Genomic DNA, 26,897 nt, shown 5'->3' on the forward strand with positions numbered 1-26,897 from the left:
CCGCCGTCAGCGGACGGTGAAGGTCACCGACACGAGGTTGTGGCGCGTGGTGCCGGCCGCGCCGTCGGACATGTCGGGCTCCCAGACCGACAGCGTGACCGTGCCGGTCGGCAGGGTCGCCGTGAAGGTGAACGGGCCGACCTCACCGTTGGCACCGGCCGTCGTGAACCCCTGCGCAACCGGGGTGGAACCCCCGACGGGCACGGCCTCCCAGTTCAGCGTCGCCTCGAAGGCGGTGCCGGTGCCGGTCACCGTCACGTCGGGACCGTCGACCGTCGCCCCGGCTGCCGGCGACGTGAGCGTGTTGGGGCCGTTGGTCGGCTGGTCGGTCGGGACGGCGTCCGCGGGTGTGCTCGTCGCCGTGGGCTCGGGAGCCGGGGTGGTTGCCGACGCCGACGCCATGGCCGAGGCCGTCGCCGTGGGGGTCGTGGGCGCGGCCGTCGTCGACGCGCCGGACTCGACGGTCCCGGACGCACAGCCGGCCAGCGACGCGGCTGTCAGGACCGCACACGCCCCGGCGGCCAGGAGATGAAGGGGTCGGGTTCGTCGTGCTCGCATGGTCTCGTCCTCACGTCGGCTGCCTCGCTCGGCGGCGCACCCAGATCCGTGCGACCACCGTCTGCTCGGAAGGTACCGTGTGCGACCGGTCGGCGGGCTGCGCCGGGCCGGGGACGGTGCGTGCTCGGTAGACTCGGGTGCAGCACCTGCCGGTCCAACGGCAGGGCGGACCGAAGGAGCGCGGAGGCGCAAGCCGAGCACATGGCCGAGAGCACACCCGCACGTCGTCCCACCACCGGTGTCACGGCCCGCGTCGAGCACCGCATCACGGTCGGTGCGGACGTCTCGATGGTCGAGCTGCTGGGACGCGGTGACGAGGTCCTGCTGGCCATCGAAGCCGGCTTCCGGGCCGTCGACATCCACGCGCGCGGCAACGAGATCTCGCTCGCAGGCCCGGCCGGGGACGTCGCGCTCGTCGCCGAGCTGGTCGACGAGCTCATCGAGGTCGCCGCGACCGGGACCCCGTTGACCCCGGACGTGGTCGCGCGGTCGGTCACGATGCTCGCGACCAGCGCCGCGCCGCGCCCCGTGGACGTCCTGACCCAGAACATCCTGACCTCGCGAGGGCGCACCATCCGGCCCAAGACCGAGGGGCAGAAGGACTACGTCGACGCGATCGACCGCAACACGGTGACGTTCGGCATCGGCCCCGCGGGTACCGGCAAGACGTACCTGGCGATGGCCAAGGCGGTCCAGGCGCTGCAGGTGCGCCAGGTCAGCCGGATCGTGCTGACCCGACCGGCCGTCGAGGCGGGCGAGCGCCTCGGGTTCCTGCCCGGTTCCCTCAGCGACAAGATCGACCCGTACCTGCGTCCGCTGTACGACGCCCTGCACGACATGGTCGACCCCGACTCGATCCCGCGGCTCATGGAGGCGGGGACCATCGAGGTCGCGCCACTGGCCTACATGCGCGGGCGCACGCTCAACGACTCGTTCATCATCCTCGACGAGGCGCAGAACACCTCGACCGAGCAGATGAAGATGTTCCTCACGCGCCTCGGGTTCGGGTCGAAGATCGTGGTCACGGGCGACGTCACGCAGGTCGACCTCCCGACGGCCACGACGTCCGGGCTGCGCGTCGTCGAGCAGATCCTCGCCGACATCGACGACGTGGCCTTCTGCCGGTTGACCTCGTCGGACGTGGTCCGCCACCGCCTGGTCGGCGACATCATCGACGCCTACGCACGCTGGGACAGGACATGAGCATCGAGGTCAACAACGAGTCGGGTGTCGAGGTCGACGAGGCGGAGTTCGCGGCGCTCGCGCGCTACGTGCTCGATGCCATGCACGTGCACCCGCAGACCGACCTGTCGATCCTGCTGGTGGGTGTCGACGTCATGTCGCAGCTGCACGTGCAGTGGATGGACGAGCCGGGCCCCACGGACGTGCTCTCGTTCCCCATGGACGAGCTGCGGCCCGGCCGCGAGGGTGAGCAGACTCCGGCCGGCCTGCTCGGCGACGTCGTGCTCTGCCCCGAGGTCGCGGCGCAGCAGGCCAGGGTCGCGGGCCACTCGACCGCCGAGGAGCTCCTGCTGCTCACGACGCACGGGATCCTGCACCTGCTCGGCTACGACCACGCCGAGCCCGAGGAGGAGCGGGAGATGTTCGCGCTCCAGCGCCAGCTGCTCCTGACGTTCCTCGCGAGCCGATGACGCACGTCCCCCTCGGGCTGCTCGTCGTCGTCGCGGTGCTCGGCATCGCGCTCGCGGCGGCACTGAGCGCGGGCGAGGTCGCCGTCGGTCGCGTCACCCTCGCCGCGGTCACCGAGCTGCTGGCTGAGCGGCACCCCGCGGCCGAGCGGGTGCGGCGGCTCGTCGAGCGGCGGCGGCGGGTGTCGTCGTCGGCCGCGTTCGTCCGGCTGCTCGGGGAGATGACGGCCACGGTCTGCATCACTCTGGTCGTCGCGTCGACCGGGCTCGCCTGGGGCTGGGTCCTGCTCGTGGCCGGTACCGTGTGCGCCGCCGTCGCCTACCTCTTGGTGCGGGTCAGCCCGCGGACGGTCGGGCGCCAGCACCCCCTGGCCGTGCTGACGGTCCTGTCGCGCCTGCTGCTCGGGGTCTCGCGTGCGGTCGGCGGGTTCGCGCGCGCGGTGCCGAGCTCGACCGCGCACCCCGACTTCGGGGAGGACGAGCTGCGCGACATGGTCGAGCGCGCGAGCGAGTCGGACGTGATCGAGGACGAGGAGCGCGACATGTTCCGGTCCGTCCTCGAGCTCGGCCAGACGCTCACGCGCGAGGTCATGGTGCCGCGCACCGACATGATCGTGACCGGGGCGGACACGCCGCTGCGCAAGGCCCTCGCGCTGCTGCTGCGCTCGGGCTTCTCGCGGCTCCCCGTCGTCGGCGAGTCGGTCGACGACCTGCGCGGCGTGCTCTACCTCAAGGACCTCGTGCGTCGCCTGTCCGACGACCCGGAGGCCCAGGACTCCCCGGCGGCCTCGATCGCCAGGACTGCCGTGTACGTCCCCGAGTCGAAGCCGGTCGACGACCTCCTGCGCGAGCTCCAGGCAGGCTCGTCGCACATGGCGATGGTCGTCGACGAGTACGGGGGCATCGCCGGGCTCGTCACGATCGAGGACGCGCTCGAGGAGATCGTGGGCGAGCTCACCGACGAGCACGACCCCTCGGCCCCCGGGGTCGAGGACCTCGGCGACGGGTCGTACCGTGTCCCGGCACGGCTCGCGAAGGACGAGCTCGGTGAGCTCTTCGACCTCGACGTGGACGACGACGACGTCGACAGCGCGGGGGGTCTCCTTGCCAAGGCCCTCGGCAAGGTCCCGCTCGTCGGCTCAGCCGGCGACATCCATGGCCTCCACCTCGTCGCGGAACGCGCCGACGGACGCCGCAAGCAGATCTCGACGCTCGTCGTGCGGCGGACCACGCCCGACGACGAGCCGGGGGACGACCAGGGGGCCACCACCCCCGCCGACCCGAACCACGGAGCACACTCATGACCTTCCACTCAGGTTTCGCCTGCTTCATCGGCCGGCCCAACGCTGGCAAGTCGACGCTGACGAACGCGCTCGTCGGGCAGAAGGTCGCGATCATGTCGGCCCGTCCGCAGACCACGCGGCACACGATCCGCGGCATCGTGCACCGCCCGGACGCGCAGCTCGTCCTCGTGGACACCCCCGGGCTGCACCGTCCGCGGACCCTGCTCGGGGAGCGTCTCAACGACCTCGTCAAGGGCACGCTCACCGAGGTCGACGTCGTCGGCTTCTGCATGCCGTCGGACCAGAAGGTGGGTCCGGGCGACCGGTTCATCGCCGAGCAGCTCGCCGACGCCGCACGCGACGGCCGGGGCACTCCCGTCGTCGCGATCGCGACCAAGGCGGACCTCGTCGGCAAGGCGCGCCTCGCGGAGCACCTGCTCGCGATCTCGCAGCTCGGGGACTGGGCCGACATCGTGCCGGTCTCGGCGGAGACGGGCTACCAGGTCGACGTGCTCGAGAAGATCCTCATCGGCCACCTGCCCGAGGGCCCGGCGCTGTACCCCGACGGCGAGCTCACCGACGAGCCCGTCGCCGTCATGGTCGCCGAGCTCGTGCGCGAGGCAGCGCTGGAGGGCGTGCGCGACGAGCTGCCGCACTCGCTCGCCGTCGTCGTCGACGAGATGGTGCCGCGCGAGGGCGACGACGACGCGACCCCCATGCTCGACGTGCGCGTCCAGCTCTTCGTCGAGCGCGACAGCCAGAAGGCCATCATCATCGGCAAGGGCGGCTCGCGGCTGCGCGAGGTCGGCACGACGGCGCGCCGCGAGATCGAGGCGCTGCTCGGCACGCGCGTGTTCCTCGACCTGCACGTCAAGGTCGCCAAGGACTGGCAGCGGGACCCGAAGCAGCTCGGCAGGATGGGCTTCTGACCTGACACAGCGACGCTCATGGCCCGGTCCACCGTGCGGGATACTCTCCTGGTGCCGTACCGCATCGCCACCAGCAGCGTCGTGGGTGTCATCGTGCTGGCCGTGGTCGGGGCGTTCCTCGGCCCGCAGTGGGACCCGGTGCCGCTCAACGACCCGCTCGTCGTGTCGAGCTCGTCGACCGCCGTCACGTACGCGCCGCTCGCGCCGACCTACCCGGTGCGCGAGTCGGTCGTCACCGTGCAGCTCGACGGCACCACGATCGACGCCAGGATCACCGAGCCCGTCGGGGCCAGCGGGCCGCTCCCGGCCGTGGTGTTCGTGCACGGCGCCGGCACGGGGGAGTACTCCCGGGCCTTCAAGGCGCAGGCGTCCGCGCTCGCCGCGTCGGGCGTGGTCACGATGGTCCCGAACAAGCGGCTCGACACGTACTCGGCCCGGCACCGCGACTACGTCCAGATGGCGGCCGACTATGCCGCGTCCGTGCAGTTCCTGCGGCACTGGCCCGGCGTCGCCCCGACGAAGGTCGGCGTGTACTCCGAGAGCGAGGGCTCCTGGATCGCCCCGGTCATGGCGGCCGACGACCCGGGCCTCGCCTTCGTCGTGTTCGCCTCCGCGCCGGTCGTCCCGCCCCGGCAGCAGGCCGCGTTCGCGATGGACTCCTACCTGCGCAACACCGGGGTGCCGAACAGCGTGTTCCGTGCGATCCCACGGGCCGTCGGGATGTCGCTGCCCGGCGGAGGCTTCGAGTACTTCGACTTCGACGTCGCCCCGTACCAGCGCCGCATGCACCAGCCGGTGTTCGTGGCCTACGGCGCGCACGACGCCTCGATGCCGATGGTCCAGGGGGCCGAGCAGATCATCCGCGACCTCGCGATCGCCGGCAACGGCCAGTACCAGGTGCGGTACTACGCGGGCGCCGACCACGGCCTGAAGGTCGACGGCGAGGTCTCGCCCGACTTCCTCCGCGACCTGTCCGGATGGATCCGAGGGCTGCCTGAGACAGCACAGTCGATGCCGCAGATCGCCGGGGCGAGCCCGCACCAGACCTACTGGGCCGCACCCTCCCCGATGCCGCGCTGGTTCGGCGACGGCGATGCGGTCATCGCGGTGGTGGGGGCGGCGGCGGCGTTGCTCGTCCTAGGACCTCTGGTCGGGCTCGGCGTCGCCGCATGGCGGCGCGTGCGCGGACGACCGGTGCAGCACCGGCTTGCTCCCGGTGTCGTCGGCCGGCTCGGCTGGGTGGGCGGGCTCGCGGTCGCCACTGTCGTGGGCCTCGTCTGGTACCTCGTGGCCGTCGTCCGGCTGGCGCTGGACTACGAGCGCAACTCGGTGATCGTGCAGGGCGGCTGGGTGGGCGTGCGCATCCTGGGGATCGCCGCCGTCGTGGCGTGCGTGCGGCTCCTGGACCTCGCACGGAACTCGCATCAGGACGGGCCGGGCATCGCGACCGGTGTCTGGGGGCACGTCGTCGTATGGTCGGTGCTCGCCGGTGCCGTGATCCTGCTGGTCGTCACCGCGTACTGGGGGGTGTTCCAGCTCGGCATCTGACCGAGCTGGGGAGTTCCGGCACATCGGTGGCCTCATCTAGGGCACCATGTGCGCCGATAGTCATCGAGGGCGCAAGGCTGTGCCCGCAGGGGTGGGGGGTGAGGCTGTGCGGACGTCGTGGGGGTCGGCCACGGACCGAGGCCTCGTCCGCGCCGTGAACGAGGACGCCCTCCTCGCGTACCCCCCGGTGTTCCTCGTCGCTGACGGCATGGGCGGTCACGACGCGGGCGACGTCGCGAGCCGCCTCGCCGTCGAGGAGTTCGCGCAGCTCGCCGGCCGGACCTCCGCGTCCGCTGACGACGTGCATGCGTGCTTCGAGCGCACCGCCGCGCGGGTCCATGAGTCGTTCGAGGGCCGGGCGGGCGGCACGACGGTCGCAGGAGTCGCGGTCGCGGAGGACGCGGACGGGTCCTACTGGCTGGTGTTCAACGTCGGCGACTCCCGCGTGTACCGCTGGGTGTCGGGCACGCTCACGCAGATCAGCGTCGACCACTCGGTCGTCCAGGAGCTCGTCGACCACGGGGACCTCGCGCCCGAGCTCGCCGGCACGCACCCCGAGCGCCACGTCCTCACGCGCGCGATCGCGACCGGCTCGACGCTCGAACCGGACTACTGGCTCATCCCGGCCGGTCCGCACGACCGCATCCTGGTGTGCTCCGACGGTCTGACCCGCGAGGTGACCGACGACGTCATCGCCGAGGTGCTGGGCCGGTGCAGCGACCCCCAGGATGCGGCGCAGACGCTCGTGCAGCGCGCGATCGAGGCGGGCGGTCGGGACAACGTGAGCACCGTGGTCGTGGACGTCGCGACGACGAGCGCCGGTGCGTCCGACGCGTACACGACCGTGCCGCGCCCGGCGGAGCAGTCGGCCGCGGGCACCACCCCCCGGAACTGGGACGAGATGCTCGACGGCGCGACCGTGCCGCGGGCGACGACGACGGAGGTCGAGCTGTGATCGTGCCCGAGTACATGCCGGGGGACTGGCACGCGGTGGTCGCTGGCGGCGTCGTCGCCCTCCTCGCGCCGTCGACGTCGTCCGACGTGGTTCGGGCCGTGTGGGCGGCCGTTCCCGCGCAGGGCGGTCTCGCCGACCAGCTCGAGGCGCTCCTCACGGGCGGGATCGCGCGACTGCAGCCCTTCGCGCTCGTGGACCTGGCGGGCGGACGCGTGCACGCCGCGCTCCGCGGCGGTGTCGAGATCGAGGTCAGCGGTACCGACGGCACGCGGGTGCTGAGCGCAGGTGAGGTCACGACCTGGTCCGAGCGCGTCGCCGAGGGGGCCGATGAGGTCACGATCCGCGTGGTCGGCACGCCGTGGACGTCCGACCTCGCCCTGCCCGTGGTCAGCGGCGTCGTGCGCGCGTCCGTCGTGCGGGTTCCGCTCGGCGCGCGCGAGGCGGATGCCGTCATGGTGCCGGTCGCGGAGCCCGGCGTGGTGGACGACGGTGTCGACGACGAGATCGACGACGCGCCCGATGAGGCGCCGGTCGAGGCGGGCGACGAGGCACCGGACGACGCGCTCGCCGTCCTCGACACCGAGAGTCTCCCGACCGCTCTCCCGGTGCCCGCCGCGCGCGACCTCATCGACCACGTCCCCGCCGCGGTCGACCCGGCCGAGTCGTTGCGCCGCGAGCTCGACGCCGCATGGAACCTCTCGAGGAGCGACGAGGTCGTCGCCCAGACCGAGCCCGCGCTCGACTCCGGCTCGCTCGGCCCGGTCGAGGACACGGTGATCCCGGACGACCACGACGGCATGACCATCCTCTCGAGCGACCTCCAGACGATCCGCCACCAGCTGCCGTCGTGGGCGGGCGACGAGGTCCCGGGACCGTTCCGCGTCACCGCGCCGCAGCTCGCACCCCCCGCGAAGCTCGTCCTGTCGACCGGCCAGGTCGTCTCCGTCGACCGCTCCGTCCTGCTCGGCCGCGCGCCCCAGGTGTCGCGCGTGACCAACCGCGACCTCCCGCGCCTTGTCACGCTGCCGAGCCCGCAGCAAGACATCTCACGGACGCACGCCGAGGTGCGCGCGGACGGGGACGCCGTGCTCGTCACCGACCTGCACTCGACCAACGGCACCCTCGTGACGCGACCGGGTGACAGCGCGCGCCAGCTGGCGCCGGGTGAGGCGACAGTCATCGAGCACGGCGAGGTCGTCGACCTCGGCGACGGCGTGACCTTCACGGTGGAGCGGGGTGCGTGACAGCACGACGTGAGGCATCGGCGCCACCCCGGATCGCCGGGCACCGGTTCGTCCGGGTGCTCGGGCTCGGCGGGTTCGCTGACGTCTTCCTGTACGAGCAGGACATGCCGCGACGCGCCGTCGCCGTCAAGGTGCTGCTCGCCGGCTCGTTGCACGGCGATGCGCGGACCCGGTTCCAGACCGAGGCGAACGTCATGGCGCGCCTCTCGCACCACCCGTCGATCGTCACGATCCACCAGGCCGAGATCGCGGACGACGGCCGCCCGTACATCGTCATGGAGTACTGCTCGGGAGCCGGCCTGGCCGAGCGGTACCGTCGCGAGCGCATCTCGGTCGAGGAGGCGCTGCGCATCGGCGTCCGCCTGGGCTCGGCGGTCGAGACCGCCCACCGTGCGGGCGTCCTGCACCGCGACATCAAGCCCGCGAACGTCCTGACGACGGACTTCGGCTGGCCCGCGCTGACGGACTTCGGGATCGCGACGACGCCCGGCTCGGGCGAGGGCGCCGCGGTCGGGATGTCGATCCCGTGGTCGCCGCCCGAGCTGCTCGCTCCGCACCCGACCGGCGACGCGCGATCGGACGTGTACTCCCTTGCGGCCACCGTCTACTCGTTGCTTGCGGGGCGCACGCCGTTCGAGGTGCCGGGCGCGCGCAACGGTGCCGCCGACCTCGTCGGGCGGATCGAGCGTGAGCCGCTGCCCGTGACCGGGCGCGGCGACGTGCCGCCCTCGCTCCACGCGGCCCTCGCGTGCGCCATGGAGAAGGCGCCGGACCGCCGGTACCCGAACGCGGCCGGGTTCGCGCGCGCGCTCCAGCAGGTCGAGGCCGAGCTGGGGCTCCCGGTGACGCCTCTGGACCTGAACGACGACGCCCAGACGGGGGCGTCCCACGGCTGGCGCGCGTTCGGGTCGGTCGGGTCCGGCACGGGCGCAGCGGTCGACGACGACGCGACGCGCCTGCGCCCGGTCGTCAGCATCGACCCGCGCGAGCCGGTCGACCCGCCCGAACGGCGCGACCTCACGCGCGACGAGGGCCCGCGGCTGCGTCCGATCGTGACCGTCGACCCCGGACCGGGGGAGGTGCCCGCGCCCGGCGCGAGCCGAGCGGCGCCGGAGGTGCGGGCCGGGACGGCGGGGGGTGCGCACGCCCGGGAGACCAGATCGCCGTCGATCAGCTCGCGCAGCCGCCGGGTGGTCGCCGTCGTCGCGTCCGCGCTCGTCCTGACGGTGACCGTCGTCGCGCTGGTGGCGAACCTGCGCGGCGCGCCGGAGGGGTTGCCGACCGGCGCGGCGACCTCCGGGTTCGGTGCGCAGGACGTGGGTGGCGTGGTCGCCGTCGTGCCGGCGCCGACGGGGCTCACGGGCGTGCGGCAGGCCGACGGGTCGGTCAGCTTCACCTGGGTGAACCCCGAGCCTGCCGCCGGCGACCACTACCTCTGGGGCGTCCGGTCCGCGACCGGCGAGCCGACCCTCGCCCTCCTCACCGAGCCGACCGTGACGGTGCCTGGAGGCGCCGGCGGGCAGGTGTGCATCGAGGTGTCCATCGTGCGCGCCGACCGCAGCGTGTCGGCGCGGCCTGCGGAGGTCTGCGTCGGGTGAACCTCTCCACGTTCCGCCGTCGCTCGGCGTCCGCGGCTGCCGTCGTGACGGTGCCGGCAGTCGTCGCCGTGCTCGCGCTCGTCAACCCGGGCTTCCCGCTCGCGCGCGTCGACCTCAACGACGGCGGGGTGTGGCTCACGGCCACGAGCTCGCTCCAGCTGGGTCGCTTCAACGCGCAGGTCGAGGAGCTCAACGCCGGCCTCGTCGCTGCGGGCACGACCTTCGACGTGCTCCAGGACGCGGGTGAGGTGCTGCTCGTGGAGCCAGGCACGGTCTCGGTCGTCGACCCGGCGAGCGTGACGCTGACGACGCGGGCGACGGTTCCGACGGGCGCGGTGACGCGCATGGGGGCGGGCACCGTCGCGGTCCTCGGCCCTGACGGGTCGGCCTGGGTCCGCACGGTCGGCGACCTCGGTGCCCTGCGGACGGGGTCCGACGTGCCCGAGCTCGCCCTGGGTGACGGCGGCACGGTCGCGGTCAGCCGGAGCGGCGTCGCCGTCGGCGTCGCGGGTGGCAGCGGCGACGCCACTCGGGTGGACCTCGTGGACGGGCGGCCTCGCCTGGAGAAGCTCGGGACGCTCGGTGCGGGCGTCGACCAGCTCACGACCGTCGGCGACGAGCCTGTCGGTCTGGTGGGCAGCACGCTGCGGACGCTGCGCGGGAGCGTCGAGCTCGACGGCGCGGACCTCGTGCTGCAGCAGCCCGGTCCGCGCGCCGACCGCGTGGTCGTGGCGAGCACGACGGCACTGCTCGAGGTCCCGCTCGACGGCGGTCCGGTCGTCGTGCACAGGATGGCGGGCGCGGGGAAGCCGGCGGCCCCGGTCGCGCTCGACGGCTGCGTCCACGCGGCGTGGGCCACCGGCACAGGCAGCTACCTGCGGGTGTGCGACGGCGCGGCGCCCCAGGTCCTCGACCTCGAGGGCATGACGACGGCTGACGCGCTGACGTTCCGGGTGAACCGGCACGTCGTCGTGCTCAACGACACGCTGCGCGGCCGGATGTGGATGCCGCAGCAGGACTCGGCGCTCCGCAAGCCCAACTGGTCGGACTTCGTCCCGGACCCGCAGCCCACCGACCAGCCGAACGATGCGAGCGGCTCGACGACGACGCAGGACCTCGTCACGGAGTGCAGCAGCCAGGCGGCCAGCCCGACTGCGACCGACGACGCGTTCGGGGTCCGCCGCGGGCGCACGACGATCCTGCCGGTCATCGACAACGACTCGTCGTCCGACTGCGGCATCCTCGCCATCTCCGAGTTCGACCAGGTGCCCGCGCAGTTCGGTCACCTGGAGTCGATCTACGGCGGGCGTGCCCTCCAGCTCACCGTGGCGGACGGCGCCACGGGCACCGCGAGCTTCGTGTACACGATCTCCGACGGTCGAGGCACCAGTGCGCCGTCGACCGCGCGTGTGCAGCTGACGGTTCACGACCCGGCGTCGAACGCCGCACCCGTGCAGGTCCGGACCGGTTCGCTGAAGGTCGAGCTCGGTGGCCGGGCCGAGTACAGCGCGCTGGCCGACTTCGTCGATCCCGACGGTGACGACCTCGTGCTCGTCGGGGCGAGCGCCGAGACGGGGACGGTCCGGTTCCGGCAGGACGGCACGGTGACGTACCTCGCGGACGACGGCGCTCTGGGCCGGACCACGGTGCACCTCGTCGTCTCGGACGGCACGCAGACCACCGAGGGCGTGATCGAGGTCGACGTGCGGGCCGTCGGCTCGCTCGCGCCCCGCATCGACCCGGTGCATGCCGTGACCTACGTCGGCCTGTCGGTGCTCGTGCAGCCGCTCCTGGCGGTGCGCAGCTCGTCGGACGAGCCGGTCCGGCTCGCCGGGGTCGACGAGGTCGCGGGCACGACGATCACCCCCGACCTCACGACGGGCACGTTCACGTTCAGCGCAAGCCGCCCGGGCACCTACTACGTGCCGTTCACCGTCGCGGCGCCGCCCCAGCAGGCGAGCGGGCTCGCTCGGATCGACGTCCGCGAGTGGCCCGCGGAGGTCCAGGCGCCGGTGGCTGTGCGCGACCGCGCCTACCTGCCGGCGGGCGGCGAGGTCACGATCGACCCCCTGGCCAACGACGTCGACCTGGCGGGCGGCGTGCTCGTCCTGCAGTCCGTCGAGGCACCGGCCGACGCTGGCCTGCGGCTCGCGGTGCTGGGGCACCAGCTCGTCCAGATCACGTCGGTCCGCACGCTGACGGGCCCCGTCACCGTCCGGTACGTCGTCTCGAACGGCACGGCGGAGACGGTGGGGGAGATCGCCGTCTACCCGGTGCCGCCGTCGGCCACGCAGCAGCCGCCGGTCGTGGCGAACGTCGAGGTCAGCGTCCGCACCGGCGGGGTCGTCACGATCCCCGTGCTCGACACCGCGTACGACCCCGAAGGCGACCACCTCACGCTCGACCCGCAGCTCGCCGAGCCGCTCGGCCCGGGCGAGGGCCTGCTCTTCGTGTCGGGCGACGTCCTGCGGTACCAGGCGCCGGCGACGACGCTCACCGCGCATGCGACGTTCAACGTCCGCGACTCGGCGGGCAACGCCACCGCGGCCACCGTGACGGTGCGCGTGCACACGTCGGACGCGGCGACCAAGGCCCCGCCGCGCCCGCACGACCTCACGGCGCGCGCGTTCGAGGGCGACACCATCCGGATCCCCGTGCCCGTCGTCGGCATCGACGACGACGGCGACGGCATCACGCTGCTCGGCGCCGCCGCCGCGCCGAAGAAGGGTCGGATCGTCGACGTGGGCGCCGACTACCTCGAGTACCAGGCGCTGCCCGGCGAGACGGGCACCGACACGTTCACGTACGCGGTCGAGGACTGGGTCGGTCAGCGGGCGGTCGCGACCGTCCGGGTCGGCATCAGCCCGCAGCCGACGGCCGTCGCGCAGGTCGTCGCGCGCAACGACGACGTGACGGTCCGGCCCGGGCAGCTGGTCGAGGTCCGCGTGCTCGCGAACGACGTGGACTCGAGCGGCGGCGCGCTCACCCTGGCGGACGCGCTCGAGATGGCGGCCGGCACCGACGCCCATGTCGACGGCCGGCGGATCATCGTGCAGGCCCCGGCGGCTCCGGGTGTCCTGCAGATCGCCTACACCGTGACGAACGAACGCGGGGGACGGGACACCGGGATCCTCACGGTGACGGTGGCGGACGACGCGAAGGTCCTGGCGCCGGTCGCGAGGGACGTCGTCGTGCCGCCGATCGACACGCTGGGTCGGCAGAGCGTCGAGGTCGACGTGCTCGCCGTCGCACAGAACCCGAGCGGCCCGCTCAGCGACCTCGCGGTGTCGGTGCCGTCGTTCGCGGCCGACGTGGCGACCGTGACCGCGACGGGTCGGGTCGTCGTGACGCTCGTCGACCACGCCCAGACCGTGCCGTACCTGCTCACCAACACCGAACCGCGCGCGAACGGCGTCAGCACGTACGCGTTCATCAGCGTGCCTGCGCTCGGCTTCTTCCCGCCGACCAAACGTCCCAAGGCACCCGAGCTGCGCGTCGCGTCAGGTCAGCCGCTGCTGATCCGGCTCGACGAGCAGGTCCAGGTCGCGCCCGGTCGCACCGCAACCGTCGCCGACCCGACCGCCGTCACGGCGACGAAGGCCGACGGCTCAGCGCTCGTGCGGGACGCGTCGACACTCACGTTCACGTCCGCGCCCGGGTACGCCGGCCCGGCCTCGATCACGGTGCCCGTCACGGACCGGACGGGGAGCGGCGACACGACGGGACGGACGTCGCTGCTCACCCTGCCGATCACCGTCTACGCGGTCGACGACCACCCGCCGACGTTCGGCCCCGCGATCGTCGACCTCGCGCCGGGAGAGGCCGCCGTCACAGTCGACCTGCATGCGTTCACCACGGGGCCGCAGGGCGCCACCGCGAGCACGGAGTACTACAGCTACCGGCTCACGTCGGCGGTCCCGGCCGGGTTCACGGCGACGCTCACGGGCAGCGTGCTCGTGGTCAGCGCCGCACGCACGACCGCCAAGGGCACCGTCGGGACCCTCCAGCTCACGCTCGGCTACGGTCTCGCCGGCTCGATGGATGCCGAGGTGGACCTGCACGTCATCGCAAGCACGCGCCCCACGGCGCGCGTCGTCGATCGCGCGGTGCCCGACGGCGTGCAGGGGCGTGACGTCGTCGTCGACGTGCTCGCTGGTGCGTTCAACCCGTTCCCCGACTCGCCGCTGACGGTGGTGAGCGCGACCGTCGAGACCCCTGGCGCGGGAGTCGCGACGTCGACGTCGACCACCGTGACGGTGCGCCCTGACGCCGCGTTCGTCGGGCAGATGGTGACGCGCTTCCGGGTGGCGGACGCGACCGGGGACCCCGCCCGCGAGGTCGAGGGGCGGGTCACGGTCGTGGTGCGCGGGCGGCCCGACACCCCGAAGGCCCCGCGCGTGGTCGAGTCACGCGACAGCACCGTGGTGCTCGCGTGGGATGCGCCCGACAACCGCGGCGAGCCCATCACCGGCTACCGGGTGACGGCCATCTCGGCCGCGGGCCAGATTGTGCGGGCCTGCGCGAGCACGACCTGCACCATCGACAACCTCACCAACGACACCGAGTACACGTTCACGGTGGCCGCGCAGAACGCGGTCGACTGGTCCGACCCGAGCCCCGCGTCCGCGCCCGCCCGGCCCGACGCCGTCCCCGACGCACCCGACGCGCCGTCGTTGACGTTCGGTGACCAGGCGATCACCGCCGCGTGGTCGACCCCGGCCAGCGCGGGCTCGGCCGTGCAGCGCTACGACGTCGAGATCACGCCGGCGCCGCGCACCGGCCCGGCGACCATCTCGACCTCCAGCACCAGCGCGACGTTCGGCGCTCTCGACAACGGCACCGCGTACACCGTGCGGGTGCGCGCGTACAACCGGTTGACGACGGCGGGCCCCTGGAGTGCGTCGTCGGCTGCGATGCGCCCCGCGGGCGTCCCCGGAGCTCCGGTGGTCAGCGCGCAGCGCGTGGAGGACCCGCTCGGCGGTCAGCTGACGGTCTCGTGGACCGTGCCGTCCGGCAACGGCGACGACGGCCTCACGTACGGGCTCGTGATCTCGGGCGGACCGGGCGCCGGCACGGCCGTCCTCACCGACCCCGCGGCGACGTCGTACGCGTTCCGCGGGGCGGCGAACGGTGTCGCCTACACGTTCGCGGTCCGGGCGACGAACAAGGCGGGGACGGGCGCCGCCGGGACAGCAGTGAGCTCGACGTTCGGCGTCCCGGGCGCCGTCGGCGCACCGACCGCGACCCCAGACCCCGGTCAGGGCTCCGTCCGGGTCGCCTGGGTGGCGCCCGCCAACGACGGCGGGTCGCCCGTGACCCACTACCTCGTGCAGACCGTCGGGGGCGCGCAGGTCGACGTCCCGAGCGACCCGACGACGACGACGATCACCGGCCTGACCGGCGGCACGACCTACGCGTTCGCCGTGCAGGCGTGCAACGTGGCGGGCTGCAGCGGAGTGTGGAGCCCGTCCGCGTCGGCCACCGTGACGACCGCGCCGGGGGCCGCGATCGGCGTCACGCTCGCCGACCCGGTGCTGGACGCGCAGAACCGCCCGAAGTCCATCTCGGCGTCGTGGGCCGCGCCGACCGACTGGGGCGGGGGACCGGCGACGCTGTACCAGTACCGGTTCTACGTCGAGGGTCAGGGCTACCTCACGGACTGGAAGTCGACGTCGGACACGTCCGCGACGAGCGACCTGAACGGCGGCTGGTTCGCCGCTGTCGGGTCGGGCACGACCGAGGTGCGCATCGAGGTGGTCACGTCGAACGGTGACGCGCAGGGCCCCGTCGCACAGACGAGCCGGAACTTCTCGCGTGCCCGTGAACCGGGACTCGTGGCCAACCTCACCCTGACCTCACCAGCGGGGTCGAACCGCGTGACCGCCACGTGGGACGAGCTGTCCCCGAGCGAGAACGGTGGCCTGGCTGTGAGCTACGAGGTCCGGTTCCAGGACCCGAACGGCTGGACCGGTTGGACCACATGCCCCTCGCCCGCCACCTCCGTCGTGACGTGCTCCGGCACGTCGGCCTGGATGGCGCTCGCCCCGGTCCCCACGGGGGGCACCCAGGTGGCCGTCGAGGTCCGGGCGTCCGACGCCGTCGGCACAGGGCCCACCGCGACCGCGACGATGCTGGTGCCGGCGCCATGACCCTCGACCTGCCCGGCGCGGCCCGACCAGCCGCGACCCGGCACGACCTCGTCCCGACCGCGCACCGAGCGCGACCGGAATCCCCAGGAGAGAGCACCCCGATGACCCCTGACCAGACGACGTGGTTCGCCGAGACCTTCGACACGCTCGTGGCCAACGTGTGCCGCGCGGTCCTGGGCACCGAGCACACGGTCCGGCTGGCCGTGACCGCGATGCTCGCCGAGGGGCACCTCCTGCTGGAGGACGCGCCCGGCACGGGGAAGACCTCGCTCGCGAAGGCGATCGCGGCGACCGTGCAGGGCTCCCACCAGCGCATCCAGTTCACGCCTGACCTCCTGCCGAGCGACGTGACAGGAGTGACGATCTACGACCAGGGCACGGGCAAGTTCGACTTCCACCCGGGCCCGGTGTTCACGTCGGTGCTGCTCGCCGACGAGATCAACCGTGCCTCGCCCAAGACGCAGTCGGCCCTGCTCGAGGTCATGGAGGAGGGGCAGATCACCGTCGACGGGGTCACGCACCCGGTGGGTCGTCCGTTCATGGTCATCGCGACGCAGAACCCCATCGAGCAGGCGGGCACCTATCGGTTGCCCGAGGCCCAGCTCGACCGGTTCCTCATGAAGACCTCGCTCGGCTACCCGGACCGCGCCTCGACGGTCGAGATCCTGGCGGGTGCCAAGGACCGCACGACGGGCCTGCTGCCGAAGATCACGACGAAGGCCGTCGGCGAGATGGCGGACCTGGCCATGTCCGTGCACATCGACCCGTCGGTGCTCGACTACGTCGCGCGGCTCACCGAGGCGACTCGCGAGGACTCCCAGACGGCGCTCGGTGCGAGCATGCGCGGCGGCCTCGCGCTCGTGCGGTGCGCGAAGGTCTGGGCGGCCTCGCAGGGCAGGGCCTTCGTGCTGCCCGACGACGTCAAGGGCCTTGCCGTCCCCGTGCTCGCGCACCGGCTGGTGCTCGACACCGAGGCCGAGTTCGCCGGTGTCACGGCCGTGCACGTCGTCGAGCGGATCGCCGCCGCCGTCCGTCCGCCGGCGCAGCGGGTGGCCTGACGGTGGCTCCCCGCCTGTCCCCGATCGGCTGGGGTGCGCTCGGCGCTGCCCTGGGAGGCGTCGCGCTCGGTCGCGCCCTCGGCTGGCTCGAGCTCGCGGCCGCGGGGGCGGCGCTCACGGTGGTGCTTGTGCTCGCGCTGCTCATGACCGTCGGTCGCGAGCGGTACGAGGTGGAGCTCGACCTGGCTGATCGCCGGGTGCGGGTCGGGGAGCGCGCGGTGGGTCGCCTGACCGTGCGCAACGCGTCGCGTCGACGGTCGCTGCCGGCGCGCATCGAGCTGCCCGTGGGCGCGGGCGGAGCTGACCTCGCTCTGCCGTCGCTCGCGGGCGGGGCCGAGCACGACGACCTGTTCGCGATCCCGACGTCCCACCGGGCGGTCGTCGTCGTCGGCCCGGTGCGCTCGGTGCGCGGTGACCCGCTCGGCATCGCGCGCCGCACGCTGCGCTGGACCGATCCGGTCGAGCTGTTCGTGCACCCGGCGCTCGTCGCGTTGACGGGGTCGAGCGCGGGCGTGCTGCGCGACCTCGAAGGGCAGGCGACCCGTGACCTGTCGGACAGCGACCTGTCGTTCCATGCACTGCGCGACTACGTCGCCGGTGACGACCGCCGCTACATCCACTGGCGCACCACCGCGCGCCGTGGCGTGCTCATGGTCAAGCAGTTCGAGGACACACGTCGCACGCAGACCGTCCTCGCCCTGTCGACCGACCCCCGCGACTTCGAGGACGACGACGAGATCGAGCTGGCCGTCTCGACGATCGCCTCGATCGGGGTGCAGACCCTGCGTGAGCAGCGCGACCTCGTGGTGCTCGCCGGCCCGGGCCGCCTGCGGGTCTCGTCGCCCCCGCGGCTGCTCGACGACTGCTCGGCGGTCTCGGTCGAGGTCGGGGGGACAGGGGTCTCGGGGCTGGGCCGACGGATCGCTCGCGAGGCGCCCTCGGCGTCGGTCGCCGTGCTCGTCACCGGATCCGTGCCGACGCCCGCCGACCTGCGCGCGGCCGCCCGGCACGTCCCGGTGGGGACGCGGATCCTCGTGCTCACCTGCTGCCCAGGCGCCGAGATCAGCGTCCGCACGCAGGGCTCGCTCAGCATCGGGACCGTCGGCGAGCTCGACGACCTGCCGCGCGTGCTGCGCAGGGTGGTCGGCTGATGGCACGCGGCGCCCCGGGCGCTCCACGGAGCGGCGTACGAGCCGGCGTCGACCTCGTCGTGCTCGTGGGTGCGCTCGGTTGCGCCCTCGCGCCGCTCGTGCCTGCGTTCGGACTGCGTGCGCTGGCCCCTGCGGTCGTCGGCGGCCTCGTGCTGGGCACGGGCGCGGCCGCGCTGGGTGCGTGGCGCCGCTGGTCCGCGCTGAGCGTCGTGGCCGTGGTCGTGGTCGCGTACTTCCTTGTCGGTGGCGCTCTCGTCGCTCCCGGGACGACGGTGGCCGGGTTCGTCCCGACGATGGGCACGCTCGGCGACCTGGCGACCGGGGCCGCGACCTCCTGGAAGCAGGTCCTGACCCTGCAGCCCCCGCTCGGTGCGACGGGGACGCTGCTCGCGGCCCCGTTCCTGCTCGCCCTCGTCGGAGCGGCTGCGGCCACTGCCACGACCCTGCGCGTCCGCACCCCGGCGCGCGCGGCCCTCGCGGCCACCGTGCCGGCCGCCGGGCTCGTCGGCGCGATCGTCCTGGGGACGCGGCAGACCGTGGTCCCCGTCGCCGGGGGGCTCTCGCTCACCCTGGTGCTGCTCGTGTGGGCCGCCTGGCGGGCCCGGATGCTGCGTCCGCGCAGGGTGGTCGCCCTGGTCGTGCTCGCCGGCGTCGCCGTCGCGGGTGGCGTGCTCGGTGCACCCGTCGTCGTGGGCGCGACCGACCGCTACGTCGTGCGTGACGTTCTCGTCCCCCCGTTCGACCCGCGCGACTACCCGAGCCCGCTGTCGGCGTTCCGCAAGTTCGTCAAGGAGGACGACACGACGCTGCTGACGGTCACGGGCCTGCCCGCGGGTGCACGGCTGCGGCTCGCCACACTGGACCAGTTCGACGGCGTCGTGTGGAACGTCGCGGGTGACGGCTCGGCAGAGGGGTCCGGCGAGTTCCGGCGCGTGGGAGCGACCATCCCGACCGACGTCCGCGGCGCGCGGGCGCGGATCGGGATCGAGGTCGACAGGCTCACCGGCGTGTGGCTACCGACCGTCGGTCAGGCGACCGCTGTCACGTTCGCGGACGACGCCGTCGCAGGCGACCTGCGCTTCAACGACGCGACCGGCGGCGGGGTCCTGACCCGGGGGCTCACGCCGGGACTCACGTACACCCTGGACGTCGTCGTCCCGGCTGTGCCCGACGACGCGACGATCGGCGGGGCGGGTGCCGCTCCCGTGACCCTGCCGGCCCTGTCCGGCGTGCCGGACGCCGTCGATGCGAAGGCCGCCGACGTCGCCCGGAACGCGGGGACGCCGGTGCAGATCGCCCGCAGCCTGCAGAAGGCGCTGGCCGAGGGCGGCTACTTCAGTCATGGGCTCACCGAGTCCGGGGACTACCCCTCCGTCTCGGGGCACGGAGCCGACCGGGTGGCGGCGCTGCTCGGGTCGGACCTCATGGTCGGTGACGGTGAGCAGTACGCGTCGGCGATGGCGCTCATGGCGCGCCAGATGGGCCTGCCGGCACGAGTCGTGCTCGGCTTCGTCCCCACCGACGACCAGCGCACGGGCGACGTCGTCACGGTGACCGCCGGCGACGTCGAGGCCTGGGTCGAGATCGCGTTCAGCGGGTACGGCTGGGTTCCCTTCGACCCGACCCCGCCGCGCACCCAGACACCCCAGCAGGACTCGACGACCACAGCGGCCGACCCTCAGCCGCAGGTCGTCCAGCCGCCGCCCGCACCGCCGGAGCCCGTCGCGGCGCCGAACGACGACACCGAGCAGCCGCAGGCCCAGGACTCCAAGAAGCCGGTGGCGAGCGGGTCGGCCTGGCGGCAGGTCGCGCTCGTCGCCGGGGCCGCCGCGGTGCCGATCGCCGTCCTCGCCGGGCCGCTGGTCCTCGTCGTCGCCCTCAAGGCGCGGCGTCGGCGGCGACGCCGTCGGGACGCTGACGTCGTGGCGCGGGTCGTGGGCGGCTGGGACGAGCTGCTCGACGTGGCGCGCGACCTGCGCACCCCCGCGCCGCCCCTCGCGACGCGCGGCGAGAGCGCGCGAGCGCTCGCGGGCTCGTTCGCCGGAGCTGCCGTGCCGGGCGCACGCGCCGCGTCGGCCGTCCTGACCCTCGCCACCGAGGCCGACGCCACGGTCTTCGGTCCGGGACTGCCGTCGGACGCTCAGGCCGCTGCCTACTGGCGGCGTGTCGAGGTCACGGCCGCGGCGATGCGTGGCACGGTTCCGTGGGCTCGGCGGTTCCGGAGCCGGGTCTCGCTGGCCTCGCTGCGTCATCGGCGGCGCGAGAGCCGGCTCGACGCGCGTCGGTCGGACCGGACGGCACAGAGACCGGCACCGAGACCGGCCGCGAGACAGGCACCGAGACCGGCCCCCGCAACGGCTCCCCGACCGGCCTCGACCTCGAACCCGCAGAGCGGCCACCAGCGCGACCACCAGGAGGGATCGACCCCATGACGCACCCCGCACCCGCTCCCATGGGGCGGCGCGTGCTCGCCTACCTCGTCGACCAGGTCGCGGTCGTCGCGTGCGGCGGCGGCCTGCTGATCGGTGCGCTGCTCCCGGTCGTGCGTGCGTCGGCTGCCGGTGCATCGCCAGGCACCGAGAAGCCGGTTGCCGACCCGACGACGCTCCTGATCGGCTGGGCGATGCTCGGCGCGCTCGCGATCTTCCAGTGGTGGGCCCAGGGCGAGCGGGGCTGGACCGTCGGCAAGTACCTCCTGGGTCTGCGCACCGTCGACGTGAGATCCGGTCGGCCCGTCGGGATGGGGCGCATCTTCGTCCGCGGGCTCGTGGTCGCCGCCGGCACGCTCGTGCTCGGGGTCGGCCAGCTGGTCGTGCTGGCCTCGCCGCTGTGGGACCGGTCCGGCCGCAACCGCGGGTGGCACGACCGGTCGGCCGGTGACGAGGTCGTCGACCTGCGCACGGGAACGCTGCCGTCGCCGCGGCCGCAGGCCCGCCGTGCTCCCAGCTCGGCCGCGCAGCGGCGGGGGACCGTCGCCGGGCCCGCCACCGCAACCGTGACCGTCGTGCCGACCTGGGCCGTGCCGCCCGGCACCGACGAGACGCCACGCGACGAGTGGCCCCGCGACGAGCCCGCGCGCACGGCGCCGCGTCGCGAGGCGCTCCGACGCGACGCTCGCGCGGACCCGTCCGCCGCCACCGAGGCCGCCCGCGACGCCGCCGCGCGTCGCCTCGACGCGCTCCTGTCCGACCGGCGCACGGGGGGACCGGCGCTGGTGATGCCGCCGCTCGCGGAACCGGGCGTCGCGCCGGACGTGGACACGCGCGCGCTCGCCGTGCTGCGGCCGGCGACCTTCGGGCTCGACCCCGAGCTCGAGCAGACCCGCTACGCGCCGCTGCGCCCCGAGGAGCGCCCGGCGCCGTCGGGCGTCGACCCCGCGACGGCCGACCTCGAGCTGAGCGACGGCCGTGTCGTGACGGTGACGCGCAGCCTGCTCGTCGGCCGCAACCCCGGCGGCGACGACGACTCGCAGGTGATCCGTGTCGACGACCCGGGTCGATCGGTCTCCAAGACGCACCTGCAGGTCGGGCTGGACTCGTCCGGGGTCTGGGTCGCGGACCGGGGTTCGACCAACGGCACGCTCGTCACGCTCGCGAACGGTGCGCAGGTCGTCTGCGGTCCCGGCCAGCGGGTGCGGCTCCCGGCCGGTGCGACGGTGTCGTTCGGCGACTGCGGTCTGCGCGTCGTTCGCGCCCCGGGGGCGGTCTCCCGGGCCTAGAGTCGCTGCATGGGGCCAGCGTGGTCCACCCGTGCGATGCAGGACGTCGAGCTCGCCGAGGACGGAGCCGGCGCCTCGCCGGGTGCACGCTCAGGACCCGGGTCGAACAGTCCCGAGGGGCAGTCGATCGGCCTGTGGACGGCCCTGCGGCGCTGGTGGCCGGTCGCGGTGCTCGTCGCGCTCGCCGTCGCTGCGTCGTCCGTCGCGATCGACCGCCGGGACGCCGCGCGGTCCGACCGGATCGCCGCCGAGGCGGGCATGATCCGCCCGCTCACCGCCGCGCCGTCGGTCCTGTGGCGGGCGACCGCGACCGCGGCGGACGACGTCCTCGCGGCGGGCGGTGCCCTCGTCGTCGTCGGCCCGCGCCAGGACCTGTGGCGCGTGACGTCGCTCGAGCCTGCGACGGGAGCCGCGCGCTGGTCGACAGTTCTTGCGCCGGTGGCGCTCGCCGGCACCGAGGGCGGCGGGGTGGAGTGCCCGCACTCGGACGCCGACGTCGGTTCGGTCGTCGTGTGCGTCGTCACCAACCCGCGGCCCGTCTACACCGACGGCAACGGGGCTCCGCGGGGCACCCGCACGGTGACGCACCAGGTCGTGGCGCTCGGCGCTCAGGACGGCGCAGTGCTCGGTCAGTGGACCTTCACCGGTACCTCGATCGCCCTCGCACGCGCGGGCGACGACGTCGTGGTCGCGGCGACGGATGCCGACCTGTTCGTGGAGATCGCGCGCCGGGCGGCGGTCACCGGGGACGTCGCGTGGCGGCACCGCAGCGGCGAGGCGGAGACCACCGCCGGCACCGCGCGCGTCGAGGTCGGTCCGCGGCTCGTCCTGCTGACCGGTGCGACGTCGGCGGTGCTCGACGCCGCGACCGGCACGGTGGTCTTCTGGCAGCCGTCGCTCAACTACGTGCTCACGTCGGCGGTCGGGGACGAGTTCGTGACGTGGTCGATCGCGCACGGCGGCATGCTGCACGACGCGACCGGTGCCCCCGAGTTCGCGGTTCCCGGCTTCCCGGCCGAGCAGCTGGCGAACGACGGCTCGGCCCCGGACGTGCTGGTGATCGACCAGGGCCGGTGGATCGTGGGCGAGGAGGCGACGACGGGTCGTCAGCTGTGGAGCGCCGACACGGCGCTCGACCCCGTGCTCACGGTCGACCACCAGCTCGTCCTCGCAGGCGGTGCGCGGGTCGGGGTGCTCGATCTGCGCACCGGGGCGGTCGCGTGGAGCCGCGAGGTGGGCGAGTCCCTCGTCGGGCGTCCGCTCAGCGATGGCGCGCTCGTGGTCGCGATGGCCACGACGCTCGACGGCTCGGCGCAGCTCGAGGCGTTCGGCCTGCACGACGGTGTCCCGTACTGGTCCCTCGCGCTGCCCGACGTCGTGCGCAGCATGTCGGCGCAGGGCGGCCACCTGCTCGTCCGCACCGCGGGTGGCCTCGTCGCGCTGGGTTGAGCTGCCCGTGCTGAGGCGTCCGTGCCGAGGCGGCTCCGGCGAAACCGTCCTCGCTGAGACACGGGTGCCGCACCCCGGGGCCCGCGGGGTACAGTGTCGAGGTGCTCACGCGTACGCGCCTCCTCCTTCGTCGCCGCGGCGAGGCCTTCTAGGCCGGATCCTCGTCGCGGTGTTCGGTGTGCCGGCTGACGCTCGCCCCACAGCCCCCCGCGAAGGATCCCCTCATGAGCTACGACACCGTCACACCCCAGCAGCCCTCCGGCATGCGGGTGAACCGCTACGTCCCGTACGCCAAGCAGTTCACGGTCGATCTCCCGGACCGCACGTGGCCCGCCAAGCGCGCCACGAAAGCCCCGCGCTGGTGTGCGGTCGACCTGCGCGACGGCAACCAGGCCCTGATCGAACCGATGAACCCCGCGCGCAAGCTGCAGATGTTCGAGCTGCTCGTGCAGATGGGCTTCAAGGAGATCGAGGTCGGCTTCCCGTCGGCGTCGCAGACCGACTTCGACTTCGTCCGGATGCTCATCGAGGAGAACCGCATCCCCGACGACGTCGTGATCCAGGTCCTCACGCAGTCGCGCGAGCACCTGATCGAGCGCACCTACGAGGCGATCGAGGGCGCCAAGCGCGTCATCGTCCACCTGTACAACTCCACCTCGACGCTCCAGCGCGAGGTGGTGTTCCGCACCGACGAGGACGGCGTCGTCGACATCGCGACGTCGGGCGCTCACCTGTGCAAGAAGTACGAGGAGACGGTCCCCGGGACCGAGGTCTACTACGAGTACTCGCCCGAGTCGTACACCGGCACCGAGCTCGAGTTCGCCGCACGTGTCTGCAACGCGGTCCTCGACGTGCTCGAGCCGACGCCTGAGCGCAAGGTCATCATCAACCTGCCGGCGACGGTCGAGATGGCGACCCCCAACGTCTACGCCGACTCGATCGAGTGGATGGGCCGCCACCTGCACCACCGCGAGAACGTCATCATCTCGCTGCACCCGCACAACGACCGCGGGACGGGCGTCGCCGCCGCCGAGCTCGGCTACCTCGCCGGCGCCGACCGCATCGAGGGCTGCCTGTTCGGCAACGGCGAGCGGACCGGCAACGTGTGCCTGGTGACCCTCGGCCTGAACCTGTTCAGCCAGGGCGTCGACCCGGAGCTCGACTTCTCCGACATCGGCCACATCCGTCGCACGGTCGAGGCGTGCACCCAGCTGCCCGTCGGCGAGCGCCACCCGTACGGCGGCGACCTGGTGTTCACGGCGTTCTCCGGCTCGCACCAGGACGCCATCAAGAAGGGCCTCGACGCGCTCGGGGTCCAGGCGGCAGCGGCCGGCACCTCGGTCGAGGACGTCGTATGGGCCGTCCCGTACCTGCCGATCGACCCGAAGGACGTGGGTCGCAGCTACGAGGCGATCATCCGCGTGAACTCCCAGTCGGGGAAGGGCGGGATCTCCTACCTCCTCAAGTCCGAGCGCGACCTCGACCTGCCGCGCCGCCTGCAGATCGAGTTCTCGCGGGTCGTGCAGGGCGTCACCGACGAGCTCGGCTCGGAGGTCACGGCGGACGACCTGTGGCGGATCTTCAACGACGAGTACCTTCCCGCCGAGCCGGGTGGTCCGCTCTCCCCGTGGGGACGGCTGTCGCTGCACGGGACGCGCTCCGCGAGCATCGAGGACGGTCCCGACACGATCTCGGTGGACCTCGTCGACAACGGCGAGCCGCGCACGATCGAGGGCTCAGGGAACGGGCCCATCGCCGCGTTCATCGACGCCCTCGATGGGATCGGCGTGCACGTCCAGGTGCTCGACTACGCCGAGCACGCCCTGTCGTCGGGCGGTGACGCGACGGCGGCCGCGTACGTCGAGTGCGCGGTGGGCGACCAGACGCTGTGGGGCGTCGGTCTCGACCCGTCGATCACCACCGCGTCGCTCAAGGCCATCATCTCGGCGGTCAACCGCGCGCTGCGCTGAGCTGTGGACCGTTTCGCGCCGGTCACCCATGACCGGCGCGGGACGGCCGCCCGCGTCGGTGCTGCGGGGGAGAATGGACCGGTGAGCCTCTACCGCGACGAGGCGATCGTGCTGCGCACCCAGAAGCTGGGGGAGGCCGACCGCATCGTCACCCTCCTGTCCCGGTCGCACGGCAAGGTGCGCGCCGTCGGCAAGGGCGTGCGTCGGACGTCGTCGCGCTTCGGCTCGCGGCTCGAACCGTTCATGCACATCGACGTGCAGCTGAGCACGGGCCGGTCCCTCGACATCGTCACGCAGGTCGAGACGCTGAGCGCGTTCGGTCGACCGCTGTGCGAGGACTACGCGCTGTACACGGCCGGGACCGTGATGCTCGAGACGGCCGACAGGCTCGTCGAGGCCGAGCACGAGCCGGCGCTGCAGCAGTACTGGCTGCTCGTGGGGGCCGTGCGGTCCCTCGCGGTGCGCGAGCACGCCCCGGGCCTGGTCCTGGACTCCTACCTCATGCGGGCGCTCGCGATCGCCGGGTGGGCCCCGAGCTTCACCGACTGCGCGCGGTGCGGCAGGCCCGGCCCGCACACCGCGTTCGCGGTCGCCCAGGGTGGCGCGATGTGCAGCGGGTGCCGACCGCCGGGAGCCACGGCGCCGGCCCGCGAGACGTTCGACCTGCTCGCCGCGCTGCTCTCGGGCGACTGGGCGGTCGCGGACGCGAGCGCCGAGCGCCACCGCCGCGAGGGCAGCGGGATCGTCGCGGCCTTCAGCCAGTTCTACCTCGAGCGCCAGCTGCGCTCGCTCCCGATGGTCGAGAGGGTCTGATGCCGGTCCCACCCCCGCCGCACCCGAGCGGAGCACGCCCGCCCGTGATCCCACGCTCGCTCGTCCCGAAGCACGTGGCCGTCGTCATGGACGGCAACGGGCGCTGGGCGAACGCGCGCGGGCTCCCGCGCACCGCCGGTCACGCCGCGGGCGAGGCCTCGCTGCTCGACGTCGTCGCCGGGGCGATCGAGATCGGCGTCACGCACGTGTCCGCGTACGCGTTCTCGACCGAGAACTGGAAGCGTTCGCCCGAGGAGGTGCGCTTCCTCATGGGGTTCAACCGGGACGTGCTGCGGCGCCGACGCGACCTGATGAACTCGTGGGGGGTGCGCGTGCGCTGGGCCGGGCGACGTCCTCGGCTCTGGAAGTCGGTCATCGACGAGCTGGAGGAGGCCGAGCGGGTCACGGCCGGCAACGACACCTGCACCCTGACGATGTGCGTCAACTACGGCGGCCGGGCGGAGATCGCCGACGCCGCGAAGGCGATCGCACGCGAGGTCGCCGCGGGGCGGCTCGACCCCGAGAAGGTGACCGAGAAGACCGTCGCGCGCTACCTCGACGAGCCCGAGCTGCCCGACGTCGACCTGTTCCTGCGGTCGTCGGGCGAGCAGCGGATCTCGAACTTCATGATCTGGCAGTCCGCGTACGCCGAGCTGGTCTTCCTCGACGAGCCGTGGCCCGACGTGGACCGTCGGCACCTGTGGCGCGCTGTCGAGGACTACGCGCACCGTGACCGACGGTTCGGCCGGGCGATCGACAAGGCGGCGGGCGCGGACCTCACGGCAGGCGCGGCCGCAGAGGGACTCGACCCCGGCCGGTGACGGC

General features: G+C 73.5%; 18 protein-coding genes. 17 read left to right on the forward strand and 1 reads right to left on the reverse strand.

The genetic code is table 11. The features are described 5' to 3' along the window. Window positions 1-6 precede the first annotated feature (6 nt). Window positions 7-558, reverse strand: a complete 552-nt coding sequence (locus VFW79_RS02180; RefSeq protein WP_329675674.1) for a Gmad2 immunoglobulin-like domain-containing protein — start codon at window positions 556-558, stop codon at window positions 7-9. A 201-nt stretch (window positions 559-759) separates the two neighbouring features. Between VFW79_RS02180 and VFW79_RS02185 the strand changes: the two genes are divergently transcribed. The 17 genes from VFW79_RS02185 (at window position 760) to VFW79_RS02265 (ending at window position 26,893) form a co-directional block, all read left to right on the forward strand. Further along, entirely contained in the window at window positions 760-1,761 is a 1,002-nt protein-coding gene (locus tag VFW79_RS02185) for a PhoH family protein (protein ID WP_329675675.1), read from the forward strand. Beyond that, a complete protein-coding gene (gene ybeY / locus VFW79_RS02190) occupies window positions 1,758-2,210 on the forward strand; it encodes an rRNA maturation RNase YbeY (RefSeq protein ID WP_329675676.1) in 453 nt (150 codons plus the stop codon). Before VFW79_RS02185 ends, ybeY begins: the two co-directional genes overlap by 4 nt. Continuing rightward, the gene (locus VFW79_RS02195; protein WP_329675677.1) at window positions 2,207-3,511 is read left to right on the forward strand and encodes a hemolysin family protein; all 1,305 of its coding nucleotides are present in this window, start codon (window positions 2,207-2,209) and stop codon (window positions 3,509-3,511) included. Before ybeY ends, VFW79_RS02195 begins: the two co-directional genes overlap by 4 nt. Beyond that, window positions 3,508-4,419: a GTPase Era gene (gene era / locus VFW79_RS02200; RefSeq protein ID WP_329675678.1), complete on the forward strand. Its 912-nt coding sequence runs from the start codon at window positions 3,508-3,510 to the stop codon at window positions 4,417-4,419. The genes VFW79_RS02195 and era overlap by 4 nt, the downstream gene beginning before the upstream one ends. Before the next feature lie 18 nt (window positions 4,420-4,437). Further along, the gene (locus VFW79_RS02205) at window positions 4,438-5,967 is read left to right on the forward strand and encodes an alpha/beta hydrolase family protein (RefSeq protein WP_329675679.1); all 1,530 of its coding nucleotides are present in this window, start codon (window positions 4,438-4,440) and stop codon (window positions 5,965-5,967) included. 154 nt (window positions 5,968-6,121) lie between these two features. Further along, complete coding sequence (locus tag VFW79_RS02210) at window positions 6,122-6,922, forward strand: PP2C family protein-serine/threonine phosphatase (protein ID WP_329675680.1); 801 nt, start codon at window positions 6,122-6,124, stop codon at window positions 6,920-6,922. Beyond that, window positions 6,919-8,166 (forward strand): FHA domain-containing protein, encoded by a 1,248-nt coding sequence (locus tag VFW79_RS02215; protein WP_329675681.1) that lies wholly within the window; start codon window positions 6,919-6,921, stop codon window positions 8,164-8,166. The genes VFW79_RS02210 and VFW79_RS02215 overlap by 4 nt, the downstream gene beginning before the upstream one ends. Next, window positions 8,163-9,764: a serine/threonine-protein kinase gene (locus VFW79_RS02220; RefSeq protein WP_329675682.1), complete on the forward strand. Its 1,602-nt coding sequence runs from the start codon at window positions 8,163-8,165 to the stop codon at window positions 9,762-9,764. Before VFW79_RS02215 ends, VFW79_RS02220 begins: the two co-directional genes overlap by 4 nt. Then, window positions 9,761-15,913: an Ig-like domain-containing protein gene (locus VFW79_RS02225; RefSeq protein WP_329675683.1), complete on the forward strand. Its 6,153-nt coding sequence runs from the start codon at window positions 9,761-9,763 to the stop codon at window positions 15,911-15,913. The genes VFW79_RS02220 and VFW79_RS02225 overlap by 4 nt, the downstream gene beginning before the upstream one ends. Window positions 15,914-16,014: 101 nt before the next feature. Next, window positions 16,015-16,971, forward strand: a complete 957-nt coding sequence (locus VFW79_RS02230; protein WP_329675684.1) for a MoxR family ATPase — start codon at window positions 16,015-16,017, stop codon at window positions 16,969-16,971. Window positions 16,972-16,973: 2 nt separating this feature from the next. Beyond that, window positions 16,974-18,122 carry a DUF58 domain-containing protein gene (locus VFW79_RS02235; RefSeq protein ID WP_329675685.1) on the forward strand — a complete coding sequence of 383 codons (1,149 nt, stop codon included), beginning with the start codon at window positions 16,974-16,976 and terminating at the stop codon, window positions 18,120-18,122. Next, window positions 18,122-20,554: a transglutaminase-like domain-containing protein gene (locus VFW79_RS02240; RefSeq protein WP_329675686.1), complete on the forward strand. Its 2,433-nt coding sequence runs from the start codon at window positions 18,122-18,124 to the stop codon at window positions 20,552-20,554. Before VFW79_RS02235 ends, VFW79_RS02240 begins: the two co-directional genes overlap by 1 nt. Continuing rightward, entirely contained in the window at window positions 20,551-21,840 is a 1,290-nt protein-coding gene (locus tag VFW79_RS02245; RefSeq protein WP_329675687.1) for an RDD family protein, read from the forward strand. Before VFW79_RS02240 ends, VFW79_RS02245 begins: the two co-directional genes overlap by 4 nt. A 9-nt stretch (window positions 21,841-21,849) precedes the next feature. Then, a complete protein-coding gene (locus tag VFW79_RS02250) occupies window positions 21,850-23,289 on the forward strand; it encodes a PQQ-binding-like beta-propeller repeat protein (protein WP_329675688.1) in 1,440 nt (479 codons plus the stop codon). Between the two features lie 224 nt (window positions 23,290-23,513). Continuing rightward, window positions 23,514-25,259 (forward strand): 2-isopropylmalate synthase, encoded by a 1,746-nt coding sequence (leuA, locus tag VFW79_RS02255; protein ID WP_329675689.1) that lies wholly within the window; start codon window positions 23,514-23,516, stop codon window positions 25,257-25,259. An 81-nt stretch (window positions 25,260-25,340) separates the two neighbouring features. Continuing rightward, window positions 25,341-26,072 (forward strand): DNA repair protein RecO, encoded by a 732-nt coding sequence (gene recO, locus VFW79_RS02260; RefSeq protein WP_329675690.1) that lies wholly within the window; start codon window positions 25,341-25,343, stop codon window positions 26,070-26,072. Next, the gene (locus tag VFW79_RS02265; protein WP_329675691.1) at window positions 26,072-26,893 is read left to right on the forward strand and encodes an isoprenyl transferase; all 822 of its coding nucleotides are present in this window, start codon (window positions 26,072-26,074) and stop codon (window positions 26,891-26,893) included. Before recO ends, VFW79_RS02265 begins: the two co-directional genes overlap by 1 nt. Window positions 26,894-26,897: the final 4 nt, after the last annotated feature.

Origin of the sequence: Cellulomonas sp. (assembly GCF_036279715.1) — a bacterium.
Lineage (GTDB): Bacteria > Actinomycetota > Actinomycetes > Actinomycetales > Cellulomonadaceae > Cellulomonas_A.